The sequence below is a fragment of the Micromonospora sp. WMMC264 genome (assembly GCF_027497275.1).
GTDB lineage: Bacteria > Actinomycetota > Actinomycetes > Mycobacteriales > Micromonosporaceae > Micromonospora > Micromonospora chalcea.
The window spans coordinates 2,100,256-2,114,855 of sequence record NZ_CP114907.1 but is presented as its reverse complement, the minus strand read 5'-3'; the positions used below and the strand labels follow the sequence as shown (position 1 = coordinate 2,114,855).

Below are 14,600 nucleotides of genomic sequence, written 5' to 3'. Positions count from 1 at the left end.
TCCCGCAGTCGCGGCCCGGCACCAGCCTGCCTGTCGTCGTCGGCGCGCGTGTGCGAAGCTGCCCCGAGTCTTTCGCCACCGTCGTGCACGTACATAGAAGGAGGTTGGCCATGCCGTCGAGCTTCGGGCAGTGGCTGTTCGTGATCCTGGCCCTGCTCATCGGACTGGTCGCCGGCTGGGTGCTCTTCGGCCGCCGGCCCGGCGCCCCGGCGACGCCCACGGTGGAGGGCGCCCCCGCGGTGACCGCCACCGTCGACGAGCCGCGTCCGGTCGCCGTGGTCGACGAGCCGCCGGCGACCGCCACCGTGACCGAGCCCGCCCCCACCGAGTCCGCGACCGCCGAACCGGCCGTAGCCACCGCCGCCCGCACCGCCGACGAGCCGGCCGAGTCCTCGCCCGCCGCCTCCGACCCGGTCGTGTCTGAGCCAGCCACCGCCGAGCCGGTCGGGTCTGAGCCGGTCAGCGCCGAGCCCGTCGTTTCCGCACCCGTTGCCTCCGAGCGGGTCGAGTCCGAGCCCGTCGGTGCCGAGCCGGTGTCGCCCTCGGCTGACGCCGGGCCGGTTGCCGCGCCCGTGGCCGACGCCGAGCCGGCTCCGGCCACCGTTGACTCCGACTCGGTGACGGTTCCGGCCACCGTTGACGCCGAGCCGGTGGCGGCTTCGGCAACCCTCGCCGAGGACGAGCCCGCCACGGAGAAGCAGCCCGCGGTCGGCACGGCCGTCGACGCGCCGGCCACCGAGGCCGCGCCGGTCGAGGCCATCGAGCCGGTCGCCGTGCCCGCGCCGCGTACTTCGGTCGAGAATGTCCCGGCCGCGGCGGACACCGACGCGTCGGACGACTTCCGGCGAATCCAGGGCATCGGGCCGAAGCTGGCCGCCGCCCTGCAGGACGCCGGGATCCGCACCTACCGGCAGCTCGCCGAGCTGGACGAGGCTGCACTGCGGCAGACGGTGAAGGCCGCCGGCCTGCGCTCCGCGCCGGGTCTGGCCACCTGGCCGCAGCAGGCGAAGGTGCTGGCGGGTGCCGGCGCTGAGGCCGATCGGGTGCTCCCGGCCGGTACCGAGTAGACGCTCCTCCGTGTTCCGGGCCGGTGGTGACGATCGTCGCCACCGGCCCGGCGCGTTTCCCGCCCCACCAGAACCCCGAAGTGGTGACATCACCGCGCGACCATCAGCCACCACCCGGACCGGTATGTCGGAAAACTGACCGCTTGCGGACAGGCATCGCTACGGTCGGTGAGGGGCCCTCACGGCCCGCCGCGCGAACCGCCACCCGCAGGAGCATGTCGTGCCCACCGCAGCGCCGGAGCCCGGCCGGCGACCGCCGGTCCGCGATCCGGAGGCGCCGCGCCGGGTGACGCTGCTCGAACTCTTCTTCGACCTGGTCTACGTGGCCGCGCTCGCGTTGATCTCACGGCACCTGGTCGGGTCGGTGTCCTGGGAGCGGGCCGCCGAGTCCCTGGTCATGCTGATGGCGATCTGGTGGACCTGGGCGATCACCACGCTGGTCACCGACATCTACGATCCGCAGCGCACCGAGATCAAGCTGTTGATCGTGGCGGTGATGTTCGGCGCGCTGCTGATGACCACCGCCATCCCGGAGGCGTTCAGCTCCCGAGGGCTGGTGTTCGCCGGCACGTACGTGGCGATCCATCTCGGACGCGGCCTGTTCCTCATGCCCGCCGTACGGCGGCACCCGCAGAGCAACCAGCGGGCCCTGCGCATCTTCGTCTGGTTCGCCGTGTCGGCGGTGCCCTGGCTGGTCGGCGCGCTGGCCGCGCACGGCACCGCACGGCTTTTGCTCTGGTTCGGCGCCCTGGCCATCGACTACCTCGGATTCCGGCTGGCGTACCCGGTGCCGGTCCTGGGCGCGGTGCCGGACTCCCAGCGCAACGTGACCGCCGAGCACCTGTCCGAGCGGTACCAGCAGTTCTTCATCATCGCGCTCGGCGACGCCGTGCTGGTCGCCGGCACCGTGTTCAGCCTGCACCACTCCGAGGTGGAGAACCTGGCCGCCTTCACCGTTGCGTTCGCCACCACGCTGCTGCTCTGGCGCATCTACGTGCACAAGTCCGGTGAGCTGCTGCCGCACGCCATCGCCCGGGCCGCCCAGCCGAGCCGGTTCCTCAACACCGCGCCGTACACCCATCTGATGATGGTGGCGGGCGTGGTGACCACCGCGGCGGGCTTCGACCTGGTGCTGCTGGAGCCGACCGGGCACACGCCACCGGCCTGGCTGGCGGTGATCCTCGGCGGGCCGGCGCTGTTCCTGACCGGGCGGGCCGCCTTCGAGTACGAGGTGTTCAGCCGGGTGTCGTCGTCCCGGCCGGGCGGGGTGCTGGCGCTGCTCACGATCGCGCCGGCCGGGTTGTTCCTCGCGCCGGTCTACGCCTCGGCCGGGGCGATGCTGGTGCTGGCCGGGGTGGCGTCCGCCGACTACCACCGCAGCCGGGGCCGCCCGCCGGAGGAGCCGATGCCGCCGCACTGAGCGGGCGCCGCCGGTAATCGGAATCGGCCGCGCCGGGCACCAGCGCGCCGTTTGGCGGATCACCCGCCCGGGGTACATGGCCTCCACCTCGAATCCACCACAACCCCAGTGGAGGCAACTGATGCGCGGCACCTCGATATTCGGCGTCCTGGTCGTCATCTGGCTCATCATCGGTGCCATCGCCGCCGGTCAGCGCGGCTACTACGGCAACGACGAGACGAACTGCGCGGAGGCGGGCACGATCCTGGTCACCATCGTGGCCGGCCCGCTGAACTACATCGGCGCCAACCCGAAGGTGGACTGCAAGCTGCCCGAGCCCTCGAAGTAGACCGCCTCCCGGCCCGCGCCCGCCCGGCGAGCGCGGGCCGTTCCGTGCCCGGGGCGCGGCACGGCACCACCCCTAAGGCGTCCTAGGAGGCTGGGTTTGGTCGGGGTTTGCCCGGCGGAGGGGCGGGAACGGCAGCGGTTCGCCGACGACGGAAACGGAGAACCGGGCATGCGGATCGGCTACAAGCTCGCCTCGGAGGCGTTCGGGCCCCGGGAACTCATCCGGCAGGCGATCCGGGCCGAGGAGGTCGGCTTCGACTTCGTCGAGATGAGCGACCACTACCACCCCTGGCTGGAGTCGCAGGGGCATTCCTGCTTCACGTGGAGCGCGCTCGGCGCGATCGCCGCCCGTACCAGCACGCTCGGCCTCGCCACCGGCGTCACCTGCCCCACCGTCCGCTACCACCCGGCGATCGTCGCGCAGGCCGCGGCGACCATGGCGCTGATCTCCGACGGGCGGTTCACGCTCGGCGTGGGCGCCGGCGAGCGGCTCAACGAGCACGTCGTCGGGCAGGGGTTCCCCAGCGTACGGGGGCGGCACGAGCGGCTGCGCGAGGCGCTGGAGATCATCCGGTTGCTCTGGCAGGGCGGCTACCGGTCCTACGAGGGGCGGCACCTGAAGCTGGAGGACGCGCGGGTCTGGGACCTGCCCGACGATCTACCGGTGATCGCCGTGGCGGCCAGCGGCCGGGAGTCCGCCGGGCTGGCCGCCGAGCTGGGCACCGGCCTGTTCGCCACCGAGCCGAAGGCGTCCATCGTCGACCAGTACCGCAACGCCGGCGGCCGGGGCCCCCGCTACGCCGAGGTGCCGATGGCCTGGGCCGCCGACGAGGAGTCGGCGGTACGCGCGGCGAAGGAGACCAGCCGCTGGGCGGTCACCGGCTGGAAGGTGATGAGCGAGCTGCCGAACCCGGTGAACTTCGACGCCGCCACCACCTGGGTCGAGGACCACCACATCCGCAGCCAGTTCTCCGTCGGCCCGGACGCCGGGCCGCACGTGGAGAAGGCGCGCGCGTACGTCGAGGCCGGCTTCGACCACATCGTGCTGCAGAACGCCGGCCCGGACCCGGACGGCTTCCTCGACTTCTGCGCCCGCGACCTGCTGGCCCGGGTACGCGCCCTCGGGTCGTAGCCGGCGGGTCAGCCGCCGACGTGGATGCCGGGACGGCGGGTGGGATCCGGCTCGGACTTGCGGATGATCTCCCGTACCACCGGCGGCGTGTCGCCCCGGCCGAGGATGAGGTAGCGCAGCAGGTGCGCGATCGGGTTCCCCTCCGACCACTCGAAGTGGCAGTGCGGGCGTACCCCGGTGGCGTCGCGCAGCGCCAGCAGGATCGCGGCTATCGCGTTCGGCGCGGCCGGGCTGCTGGCACGCAGGATCCGGTAGCCGCCGGCCTCCACCCCGTGCACCCGCAGCACCTGGCTGAACTGCGACGGGTCGCTCACGTCGATCTCCAGGAAGAGCACGTCGGCGGCGCCGGGCACCGGGTTCATCGACCGTTGCGCCCGCTCCTTGACCCGGTACTCCTTGACCGACCCGCGCTGCCGCTTGTTGGCGATCAGGTGCAGCCGCCCGTCCCGGGCCACCGACTCGTCGACGAACCGGCGGGCCGCCTCGTCGAACTCGATCCGCTCGGCGCGCAGCTCGGTGGTCCGGGTGACGCGGGAGATCAGCGACACCGCGACGATCCCGGCGATGAAGAACCCGGAGATGGTGATGCCGTCCGGCTTGGCCACCACGTTCTCCGCCAGCGCGTACAGCAGCACGGCGGTGAGCAGCGCGAACCCGGCGCCGGCCGCGCGGCTGCCGGCCCGCAGCGCCGCGATGGTCACCGCTATCGCGCCGGAGACCATCATCGCCAGGATGCCGGTGGCGTACGCGCCGGCCTGGGCGTTGACGTCGGCGGCGAACGCGATGGTGATGGCGACGCTGATCGCGGTGTAGACCAGCACCACCGGGCGGACCGCGCGGCCCCACTCCGGCGCCATGCCGTACGACGGCAGGTAGCGCGGCACGATGTTGATCAGCCCGGCCATCGCCGAGGCGCCGGCGAACCAGAGGATGAGGATGCTGCTGATGTCGTAGACGGTGCCGAACGCCTGGCCGAGATGCTCGTGGGCGAGGAACGCGAGCGCCCGGCCGTTGGCCGGCCCGCCGGGCGCGAACGCCTCGGGCGGGATCAGCACGGTGGTCACGAACGTGGTGGCGATCAGGTAGACCGACATGATCAGCGCGGCGGCGGTGAGCAGCCGGCGGGTGTTGCGGATCCGGGCGGCCAGCCGCTGCTCCGGATCGGCGCCGCGGCCGCGCACCAGCGGCATCATGCTCACCCCGGTCTCGAAGCCGGACAGGCCGAGCACCAGCAGCGGGAACGCGAGCGCGCTGGTGGCCAGGACGTCCCCGGGTCCGCCGGCGTCGGCCAGCCGGCCGGTCCAGTCGGCCAGCGGCGCCGGGTCGGCGGCCAGCTCGGCCACGCCGGCGACCACCACCACCGCGTTCAGCGCCAGGAACACCGCCACCAGCGGGATGGCCACCTGCACCGCCTCGCTGAACCCGAGCAGGAACACGCCGCCGAGCACGAGCAGCAGCGCCACGGTGACCAGCACCGCCGCTGTCCGGCCGTGCGGGAACGCGGCGGGCAGGGCCGGGTTCTCCAGCAGGTGCACGCTGGCGTCGGCGGCGGAGAGCGTGATCGTGATGATCCACGAGGTGGCGACGAAGCCCAGCAGCACCAGCACGAAGACCTTGCCGCGCCAGAACGGCAGCAGCCGCTCCAGCATCGCCACCGAGCCCTGCCCGTGCGGGCTCTCCCGGGCCACGCGGCGGTACATCGGCAGCATCCCGAGCAGGGTCAGCGCCACGATCAGCAGGGTGGCCAGCGGACTGAGCGCGCCGGCCGCCACGACCGCGATGCCCGGCAGGTAGGACAGCGTGGAGAAGTAGTCGACGCCGGTCAGGCACATCACCTGCCACCACGGGTGCGACCGGGTCTGGTGCTCCCGTACCTCCGGGCCGACCGGTTCGACGCGGTGGGCGAACAGCCACCGGTGCAGCCGGCCGGGCGGCGGGGCCGGACGGGCCGGGGCGGCCACCCGTTCCGGCAGCTCCGGCACGGGACGACCGGACCGCTCGGCGTGGTCGCCGTGCCGGCCGGCCCGGGCGGCCGCGGCGGCGTGCGCCTCCCGGCGCCGCTCCCGCGTACGCCTGGGCTGTTCCGCGTCCCCCGCCTGCCCCATCTGTTCCCCTTCGTCCCCTGGCAAAGACGGTAGGGGTTGTCCCGGTCGCGGCCCGGCCGAACCGGTCAAAGATCCGCTGCGCCGGCGGTCACCGCGTCGCGCAGCGCGGCCGGGTCGGCCACGGTGACGGTGACCGCCGGGTGCCGCAGCCACGGACCGGGCGCCAGTGCCGGCACCGGCTCGGCGAAGCGCAGGCAGACCCCGGCGGCCAGGCCGGCGCCGAAGGTCACCCCGCCGTCGGCCAGCGACAGGTGCGGGCCGATCGCCCGCCACCAGCGGTACGGCCCGCTCAGCTCGGCGCCGGTGACGTTGTCCCTGGTGGTGCGCAGCAGCCAGGGGCCGAACCGGACGAGCAGACCGTCCGGGCCCCAGTCGACCCAGGCCGTGGCGGGACGCACCCCGAGCAGCGCCAGGGGCAGCCGGAAGACCGGGTCGAAGCGGAACGGGAAACGGCGGGTCGGTTCGTCTCGCGGCACGGCGGCGACGTACCCGGTCCGGCGGGGCCGACACCCGCCGGCGGCGTTCCCGCGTCCCGCGCCCGGACGGCGGGACGCGGGAACCCCCCGTCCCGGCTACTGCAGGAACGCCCCGAGGGGCGACAGCAGCAGCCGGCCGAGCAGCGCGGCGTTGTCGTCCAGCCGCGTCCGCTCACACTCGCGGGCCTCCGGGTCGTGGCGGCAGCGCCAGATCTTCTGCGCGTTGCGCCAGGCCACGTTCCGGGTGTACTCCACCAGTTCGCCCTGGTACCAGTCGTCGATGTCACCGTTCACCATGTCGATCATGAGCTGCCAGTTGTCCAGGTAGCCCCGGCGCAGCTGCGGGATCCGCTCGGCGAAGATGTTGTTGATCTCCAGGTAGTCGCGGTGCTGGTCGCTGCCGTCGATCGGCTCGGAGTCCAGGCTGTCGAACGTCGTCACCAGGGCGAACGGCAGGTCGTAGTTGATGTGCGCGTTGACGCCCGCGGCGGCCGAGGGCAGCGGCCGGGCGTCCGGGCCGCGCATCCGCTTGAACAGGCACGCCCACGCCTTCGGCGTGCTCGGGCTGGAGTCGGTCCAGAACCGCAGCGCGTCGAAGTACCGGGCCGCGAACTCCACGTCCAGGCGGGCCAGGAACGCCGGGTCACGGAACCGGTCGTCGTACAGGCCGTCGAGCACGGTGCTGGTGATGACCAGGTAGAGCTTGTTGAAGTCGGCGAGCGGGCAGCTCTCCTCCAGCGGGGGGAGCCGGACCAGCAGATCCTGCAGCTTGGTGAGATGGTCCACGACCGCCGGCACGTCGGCCGGGTGATCGGCGAGCAACCCGACGATGTCCTGGTGCACAGGACCCCAGACCGGTTCGGTCATTTCTCCTCCACGATGGTCGGCGCCCCCACGACGCCACCGGCGCTCCGGCGCACAGCGTGCCAGCCGGCGCCCGCGCGCCGGATCGGTAGAACGACGTATTACCGACGTACGTCTATCCCGGACGGCTGCGCAGGAAGATCGCGCTGGCCTGCACCCGCGTGCGGACCTGCAGCTTGTCGAAGATGTGCGAGACGTGGACGCCGATGGTCCGCTCACTGATGAACAGCCGCTGGCCGATCTCCCGGTTGGTCAGCCCCTCGGCGACCGCCGCGAGCACCTCCCGCTCCCGCGCGGTGAGCGTGGCCAGCTCGTCCACCGCGGGCCCGGCCGGCGCCGCCCGTGGCCGGGGCACCGGCGCGGGGCCGGGCGCGGCGTCCACGGTCACCCGGGCCCGCGAGGCGATGGTACGGATCTCCGCGGTCAGCGGCACCGCGCCGAGCGACTGGGCCATCTCGTACGCCTGGCGCAGCAGCTTGCCCGCGGTGGCCACCCGGCTGCGCCGTCCCAGCAGCGCCTCGGCCTGCCGCAACCGGGAGTACGCCGCCGGATAGGGGTGGTTGCGCCGGTCCCACTCGAGCGCCGAACGCTCCCACAGCGCGGGGTCGCCACGGCCGTCGTCGAGCCGGCTCAGCTCGGCGTCGCAGAGCGCCAGGAACCCGTCGGCGACGTACCGCACCGGCGCGCCCGCGCGGGCGCTCTTGCGGGTCACCCGGTCGACCGCCTCGCGCAGCCGGCGTACCGCGTTCGGATCCGGCTCGATGGTGCGGCCGGCCGCGGCCTCCGCCTCCGCGCGCAGCCCGTGCCAGGCCAGCGTGGCCAGCACGATCACGTCGTCGGACCGGCTCTCGGTCAGGCCCCGCTGCACCGCCTGCCGGGCCAGGTCGTGCCGGCCCTGCCACATGGACAGGCCGGCGCGCAGGATGAGCATCGGCAGCACGTGCCGGGCGCCGCCGCCGGCCAGCATGGTGGCGACCGCCTCCAGGTCACGGTCGGACGCCTCGACGTCGCCGTACCCGACGGAGAGCCGGCACCGGGCCAGCAGCAGCTCGACCGCGTCGGCGCCGGAGGGGCGGTGCCGCAGCGCGGCCGCGACGACCTTCTCCGCCTCGGCCCACTGCCCCACCCGGAACAGCCCGTTCGTCGCCACCGCCAGCAGCCGGGTCTCCCAGGTGCGGCCCAGCCCCAGCTCGGCGACCCGCTCGGCGCCACGGCGGGCCACCACCACACCCTCCTCGAGGATGTTCAGCGGCCCGGTCATCAGGTCGGCCAGGTGCAGGTACGCGCACGCCACGTCCTCCGGGCCGCCGGAGCGCTCGGCGGTGTCCAGAGCGCGGCGCATGACCGCCAGCCCGGCGGCCGGATCCTCCAGGAACGCCTCGCTGAACCCGAGCGCGGCGCTGGCCATCACCACCTCGGAGGTGGAGCCCGGCACGTCGGCGGCGAGCGCGAGCGCCTCCCGGGCCTGCTCACCGGCCTCGGCGTAGCGGCCCAGGTGCAGCAGCAGCTCGGCCAGCCGGGCCGCGGCCGTGCAGCGCTCGTGCGGCGTGCAGTCGGGCGAGGCCAGCACCCGCCGGTACTCCTCCTCGGCCGGCGCGGACCGGCCCGCCGCGGCCAGGTAGCGGGCGCGGCGGATGTGCAGCGCGCAGACCGGCGGCCCGGACTCCTCGGCGGCCAGCTCCTCCAGCAGGGTCAGGGCGCGGGCGTGTTCCCCGCTGTGGTGCGCGGCCTCGGCGGCGTGGCTGAGCAGCTCGGCCCGGTCCACCTCGACCGGCTCGGGCCGGCCGCCGTCGGGCAGCACCGCAGGCGGCTCGGTGGCGAGCGTCAGCGCGGCCGACCAGTGGCGGTGCGCCTCGGCGTACCCGTGCAGCCGCTCCGCCTCGCGGGCGGCGGCCATCGCGGCGGGCAGCGCCCGGGCCGGCTCACCGGCGTGCCGCCAGTGGTGGGCCAGCCGCGCCTGGTGCAGCTCGCCCGGGGCGGCGGTGAGCGCCTCGGCGAAGCGGCGGTGCAGCGCGGCCCGCTCGGCCGGCAGCAGCTCGCTCGCCAGCACCTCGGCGACCAGCCGATGGCGCAGCCGGTAGCCGTCGTCGGCGCCGACCAGCAGGCGGTGCGCCACCGCCTCGCGGACCGCGTCGAGCAGCTCCTCCTCGGGCAGCCGGACCACCTGGGCCAGCAGCCAGTGCTCGACCGGTTCGACGCCCACTGCCACCGCGTGCACCACGGCGTGCGCGGGCTGCGGCAGCGCGTCGACCCGGTCCAGGAACACCTCGCGCACGGTGTCGGAGATGCCGTCGCGGCCGTCGCGCCGGTCGCGGGCCAGTTCCTCGGCCACGAACGGGTTACCGCCGCTGCGCCGCCAGAGCTGGTCGGCGGCCTCCGGCGGCAGCGGCGCCCCGACCACGGCGGCGGCCAGCTCGTCGGTGGCGGCCCGGTCCAGCGGCAGCAGATCGACCACCTGCACCGAGCGCAGCCGGCGCAGTTCGGTGAGGACCCGGCGCAGCGGGTGCGCGCCGCGCAGCGACTCGGCCCGGATCGCGGCCAGCACGGAGAGCTGCAGGTCGCCCAGACCGGCGAGCAGGTAGAGCAGGAGCTGCCGGGTGCTGCGGTCGACCCACTGCAGATCGTCGAGGACGAGCACCAGCGGCCGCCCGCCGGCCACCAGGTGCAGGCCCTGGGCGACGCGCTCCAGCAGCGCCCCGGCGCCGTCCGGGCCGGGCGTCTCCTCGTCGAAGACCTGCAACAGCCCGCGGATCGCCGACGCGGTACGCGCCTCGCCCTGCTCGGCGTCGAGCCGGCGCAACGCCTGGCGTACCGGGTGCAGCGGCGAGGCGTCGCCGATGTCCAGGCAGGCGCCGGTCAGCACCAGGGCCCCGGCCTGCCGCAGCTGGTCACCGACCTCGCTCAGCAGGCGGGTCTTGCCCACTCCGCTCTCACCGGTGAGGAACACCGCCCCGGTCTGCCCGGGCCGCAGGTCGTCGTAGAGCGCCGACCGCAGCGTCGCCATGGTGCCGGTGCGGCCGACGAGCGGTGCGGTGTCCACTTCGCTGGCCATGGGACGCAGCCTAGTCACAGGGCCCCGCACCGTTCTACGGCCTCGGGGTCGGACTCGTACTCCTCGCGTCGACTACACGACTAATGGTTGCGGGTGGCCGACATACGTCGTCCTACCGATCCCCCGAGAACCCGGTGGTGAAAGTCTTCGGAGGTCGTCAGGCACCGGACCAGGGAAAGGGTGGGTGCGATGTTGATCACCACGCCCGTGGTAAGTCGGGAAGCCGTCGTCGCGGCCTGCCCGCCGGTGCCGGAGGAACGCCGCACGGTGACCGTCCTCTTCGTCGACATCGTCGGCTCGACCCGCCTGGTCGAGCGGCTCGACCCGGAGGACCTGCGGGCCTTGCAACGCGCCTACTTCGGCACCGTCGCGTCGGTGCTGCGCCGCTGGCGGGGCGTGGTGGAGAAGTACGTCGGCGACGCGGTGATGGCGCTGTTCGGCGCGTCCGCTTCGGACGGCTTCGACGCGTACCGGGCGGTGCGGGCCGGGCTGGACATCCAGGCCGCGCTGGACCGGCGGCGGCCGGGCGGCGTCCGGCTGCGCGTGCGGGTCGGCGTGGCGACCGGCGAGGTGCTGCTCGACCTGGCCGGCGCCCGCGACGGCGGCCACGGCGCGGCGAGCGGCGCGGTCATCACCACCGCGGCCCGGCTCCAGGAGCACGCGCCGCCCGGTGGCGTGGTGGTCTGCCCGGTCACCCGCGACGCGGTGGCCGGCCTGGTCGAGCAGCGTCCACTGGCCACCATGACGCTCGCCGGCAAGTCGCTGCCGCTGGACGTGTGGCGGGTGACCGGGGCCGCCGGGCGCCGGCCGGCGCGGCATCGCGCCCCGCTGGTCGGGCGACGGCGTGAGCTGGCCACCGCGGCCGAGGAGGTGACCGCCGCGCTCCGGCAGCGACGTCCCCGGTGGATCTCGCTGGTCGGGCCGCCCGGCAGCGGCCGCAGCCGGCTGCTGCACGAGGTGATCCGCGCGGTGTCCCAGGTGGACGGTGTCCCGGTACTCCGGCGGGTGGCGTACTGCCCGCCGTACCCGGCCGGCGAGCTGGCGCCCCTGGCCGACCTGCTCCGCACCCGGGCCGAGGCGCCGCGCCCACTGCCGGGCGTGGCCGTCGACGGTCCGGGCGGCGGGGCGCTGGCCGCGTTCCTGGCCGCGCCGCACGACGACACCACGGCGGCGCGGGCCGTGGTGGCCTGCCGGGAGGCGCTGCTCGGCCTGGCCGCCGACGCGCCCGTGGTGGTGGCCGTCGACGACCTGGACCGGGCCGCGCCGGCGCTGCGCCGGTTCCTGCGCCAGCTCCACGTCGCGGCGAGCGACCGCGGGCTGCCGCTCGCGGTGGTCACCACGTACGGCTCCGGGTCGGCCGACCCGCTGCCCGCCCCGGGGACCCGGCGGATCCCGCTGCGCCCGCTGAGTCCGCTGGAGACCGGACGGCTGCTGCGGCACCTGCTCGGCCACACCGGCCGGCCGGCCGCGCTCGCCGCGCGGCTGCTCCCCCTGGCCGGCGGCAATCCGGCCGTCGCGACCGCGTACGCCCTGACCGACCCGGCGGACGAGCCGGCCGGTGTGCCCTCGGCCGCGCGGCGGCTGGTGGACGCCCGGCTGGACCGGCTGGACGGCACGCACCGGGCGGTGCTGATGGCCGCCGCCGCCCGCGGCGGCCCGGTCGCCGCCGCGACGGTGGAGGCGATGCTCGGCTGGCCCGCCGGCCGGGCCACGCCGGCGCTGCGCGCCCTGGCCGCGGCCGGACTGCTGCGGCCCGTCGCGCCGGGCGGGTGGACGGTCGAGCCGCTGGTGGCGCGGGTGGCCGCGCACCGGCTCTCCCGGGCCGTGCGAGCGGATTTCGCCCGCCGTCTTCGCGCCGCGTCCGGAGTCGGCGACATCGGCGCAATGGCGGACGGCGAGCGCGTCGCCGCCCGGGCCGGTGTCCGGACCGTCGGCGCGGCCGTACCGCCGGGCGTGGCCGGTGGCGGACGCGCCGCCGCCCGGACGGCCGGAGTGGGCGCGGGTCGGCATCCGGCCCGCGTCCCGGAGGACACCGCTGCCGGCTTCGCGCCGGGAGCGGGAGCCGGTGTCCCCGCGCGGGACCCCGACGAGCGGGAACTCTGCCCGCTCGGGGCGGGACGGTCGCGCCGGTCGGGTGGAGGGGCCCGACCGGCGCCCGGCCCGCCGGATCGGAGCGGCGTGCTCCGGGCGGTGCCCGGGCCGTCCTGGGCCGGACCGGCGACGGCCGGCGATCTCGCGGCGTGGCCCGGGTGGCGGACCGTCCCGTTACCCGGAGCCGCGGCGCGGCCTGAGAGGGCGGGCCGCGCGCGGCGAAGAGCCGAGCCCGGCGGGTACGCGACTGGGCTCGCCGCATGACGGCGACGTCCGGGTCGGAGCGGGCACGGGGCCACTCCGGCCCGGGCGGCTCGTCGGGCGGGTCGGAGTGGTGGCCGTCAGCCGCGGGCGATGGTGCGGCTTCGTCCCCGGAACTCCGCCACCACCTCGTCGCCGCGCCGCACCGTGACGTCGTAGATGCCGCTGCGGCCCTGCCGGACCCGCTCGGTGGCGTACGCCTCCAGCACGTCGCCCTCGCGTACCGGTCGCAGGAAGCTGATCTCGCCGCCGGCCGCGACGGTGGCCGGGCCGTGGCTGTTGCAGGCCAGCGCGAACGCGGTGTCGGCGAGCAGGAACACGAAGCCGCCGTGCCCGATCGCGTGCCCGTTGAGCATCGCCGGGGTGACCCGCATCCGCGCCACGGCCGCGCCGTCGCCGGCCGAGACGAGTTCGATGCCGAGCCCCTTGGACGCCACGTCGGCGTCGAACATGTCGTGCGCCGCGGTGCGGCCGCCGTCGTCCGCCATGTCAGCGCTCCCGCCGCTGGTCGACGATGCGGCGCATCTTGCCCATCGACCGTTCCACCCCGTCCGGTTCGATCACCCGCACCGCGACGGAGACGCCGATGGTGTTCTTGACCTGCTCGGCCAGGGCCGCGCCGGCCCGTTCGGCCTCGTCGGCGGCGGCGTCCGCGCGCCGCTCCACGTGGACGGCGAGCGTGTCCATCCGCCCCCGCCGGTCGAGCACGCACTGGAAGTGCGGCGACAGGGCCGGGGTACGCAGGATCAGCTCTTCGATCTGCGTCGGGAAGACGTTCACCCCCCGGACGATCATCATGTCGTCGGTCCGTCCGGTGATCTTCTCGATCCGCCGCATCGGGCGGGCCGTGCCGGGCAGCAGCCGGGTCAGGTCCCGGGTGCGGTAGCGGACCACCGGCATGGCCTCCTTGGTCAGCGAGGTCAGCACCAGCTCGCCCCGCTGTCCGTCGGGCAGCACCTCCCCGGTCACCGGGTCGATGATCTCCGGGTAGAAGTGGTCCTCCCACAGGTGCAGGCCGTCCTTGGTCTCCACGCACTCGACCGCCACCCCCGGGCCCATCACCTCGGACAGGCCGTAGATGTCCAGCGCGTGCATGTCCAGGCGCTGCTCCAGCTCACGGCGCATGTCCTCGGTCCACGGCTCGGCGCCGAAGACGCCCACCCGCAGCGAGGTGGCGCGCGGGTCGACGCCCTGGCGTTCCATCTCGTCCACGATGGCGAGCATGTAGCTCGGGGTCACCATGATGACCTCCGGTTCCAGGTCGCGGATCAGCATGACCTGGCGCTCGGTCATGCCGCCGGAGGCCGGGACGACGGTGCAGCCCAGCTCCTCGGCGCCGTAGTGCGCGCCGAGGCCGCCGGTGAACAGCCCGTAGCCGTACGCGACGTGCACCCGGTCACCGCGGCGGCCACCGGCGGCCCGGATCGAGCGGGCCATCAGCTTCGCCCAGGTGTCCAGGTCGGCGCGGGTGTAGCCGACCACAGTCGGGCGTCCGGTGGTGCCGGAGGACGCGTGCAGGCGGGCGATCCGCTCGCGGGGCACCGCGAACATGCCGAACGGGTAGTTCTCCCGCAGCTCCGCCTTCGTGGTGAACGGGAAGCGGGCCAGGTCGGTCAACTCGCGCAGGTCGCCCGGGTGCGCGCCGGCGTCGTCGAACGCGCGGCGGTAGTGCGGCACGTTGTCGTACGCGTGCCGCAGCGAGTGGCGCAGCCGGTCCAGCTGCAGGGCGCGCAGCTCGTCGACGCCGATCCGCTCGACGGGATCCAGCTCGTCCGGACGAGGGGTGCGGTCCTGCACGGCTTCCT

General features: G+C 74.9%; 11 protein-coding genes. 5 read left to right on the top strand and 6 right to left on the bottom strand.

The features are described 5' to 3' along the window. Window positions 1-110 precede the first annotated feature (110 nt). From O7542_RS08710 to O7542_RS08695, 4 genes are all read left to right on the top strand, one after another. Window positions 111-1,067, top strand: a complete 957-nt coding sequence (locus tag O7542_RS08710; RefSeq protein ID WP_281606001.1) for a helix-hairpin-helix domain-containing protein — start codon at window positions 111-113, stop codon at window positions 1,065-1,067. A gap of 220 nt (window positions 1,068-1,287) precedes the next feature. Beyond that, on the top strand, window positions 1,288-2,487 hold the full coding sequence (locus tag O7542_RS08705; protein WP_113972846.1) for a low temperature requirement protein A: 1,200 nt from the start codon (window positions 1,288-1,290) through the stop codon (window positions 2,485-2,487). A 121-nt stretch (window positions 2,488-2,608) separates the two neighbouring features. Then, window positions 2,609-2,815: a hypothetical protein gene (locus tag O7542_RS08700; RefSeq protein ID WP_030504423.1), complete on the top strand. Its 207-nt coding sequence runs from the start codon at window positions 2,609-2,611 to the stop codon at window positions 2,813-2,815. A gap of 168 nt (window positions 2,816-2,983) precedes the next feature. Next, window positions 2,984-3,946 (top strand): TIGR03557 family F420-dependent LLM class oxidoreductase, encoded by a 963-nt coding sequence (locus tag O7542_RS08695; RefSeq protein ID WP_209962137.1) that lies wholly within the window; start codon window positions 2,984-2,986, stop codon window positions 3,944-3,946. 8 nt (window positions 3,947-3,954) lie between these two features. Here the strand turns inward: O7542_RS08695 and O7542_RS08690 are convergent, their stop codons facing one another. The 4 genes from O7542_RS08690 to O7542_RS08675 all read right to left on the bottom strand — a co-directional run bounded on the left by O7542_RS08690 (window position 3,955) and on the right by O7542_RS08675 (window position 10,443). Next, complete coding sequence (locus tag O7542_RS08690; protein ID WP_043323594.1) at window positions 3,955-6,051, bottom strand: amino acid transporter; 2,097 nt, start codon at window positions 6,049-6,051, stop codon at window positions 3,955-3,957. Window positions 6,052-6,116: 65 nt separating this feature from the next. Next, window positions 6,117-6,527, bottom strand: coding sequence for a hypothetical protein (locus tag O7542_RS08685; protein WP_069088544.1), 411 nt, complete (start codon window positions 6,525-6,527; stop codon window positions 6,117-6,119). A 96-nt stretch (window positions 6,528-6,623) separates the two neighbouring features. Beyond that, on the bottom strand, window positions 6,624-7,394 hold the full coding sequence (locus O7542_RS08680) for a DUF5995 family protein (protein WP_043323591.1): 771 nt from the start codon (window positions 7,392-7,394) through the stop codon (window positions 6,624-6,626). Window positions 7,395-7,506: 112 nt separating this feature from the next. Further along, window positions 7,507-10,443, bottom strand: coding sequence for a LuxR family transcriptional regulator (locus tag O7542_RS08675; protein WP_064445755.1), 2,937 nt, complete (start codon window positions 10,441-10,443; stop codon window positions 7,507-7,509). Window positions 10,444-10,650: 207 nt separating this feature from the next. Between O7542_RS08675 and O7542_RS08670 the strand changes: the two genes are divergently transcribed. Continuing rightward, entirely contained in the window at window positions 10,651-12,798 is a 2,148-nt protein-coding gene (locus tag O7542_RS08670) for an adenylate/guanylate cyclase domain-containing protein (RefSeq protein ID WP_281606000.1), read from the top strand. A 77-nt stretch (window positions 12,799-12,875) separates the two neighbouring features. Here the strand turns inward: O7542_RS08670 and paaI are convergent, their stop codons facing one another. Both paaI and paaK read right to left on the bottom strand, forming a co-directional pair. Beyond that, the gene (gene paaI, locus O7542_RS08665) at window positions 12,876-13,283 is read right to left on the bottom strand and encodes a hydroxyphenylacetyl-CoA thioesterase PaaI (protein ID WP_043323587.1); all 408 of its coding nucleotides are present in this window, start codon (window positions 13,281-13,283) and stop codon (window positions 12,876-12,878) included. Between the two features lies 1 nt (window position 13,284). Beyond that, window positions 13,285-14,592 carry a phenylacetate--CoA ligase PaaK gene (paaK, locus tag O7542_RS08660; protein ID WP_281605999.1) on the bottom strand — a complete coding sequence of 436 codons (1,308 nt, stop codon included), beginning with the start codon at window positions 14,590-14,592 and terminating at the stop codon, window positions 13,285-13,287. Window positions 14,593-14,600 lie beyond the last annotated feature (8 nt).

Bases quoted from the DNA above. Each gene is read 5' to 3' on its own strand.
- O7542_RS08710 (WP_281606001.1), top strand. From the start codon at position 111: ATGCCGTCGAGCTTCGGGCAGTGGCTGTTCGTGATCCTGGCCCTGCTC.
- O7542_RS08700 (WP_030504423.1), top strand. From the start codon at position 2,609: ATGCGCGGCACCTCGATATTCGGCGTCCTGGTCGTCATCTGGCTCATC.
- O7542_RS08695 (WP_209962137.1), top strand. From the start codon at position 2,984: ATGCGGATCGGCTACAAGCTCGCCTCGGAGGCGTTCGGGCCCCGGGAA.
- O7542_RS08690 (WP_043323594.1), bottom strand. From the start codon at position 6,051: ATGGGGCAGGCGGGGGACGCGGAACAGCCCAGGCGTACGCGGGAGCGG.
- O7542_RS08680 (WP_043323591.1), bottom strand. From the start codon at position 7,394: ATGACCGAACCGGTCTGGGGTCCTGTGCACCAGGACATCGTCGGGTTG.
- O7542_RS08675 (WP_064445755.1), bottom strand. From the start codon at position 10,443: ATGGCCAGCGAAGTGGACACCGCACCGCTCGTCGGCCGCACCGGCACC.
- paaI (WP_043323587.1), bottom strand. From the start codon at position 13,283: ATGGCGGACGACGGCGGCCGCACCGCGGCGCACGACATGTTCGACGCC.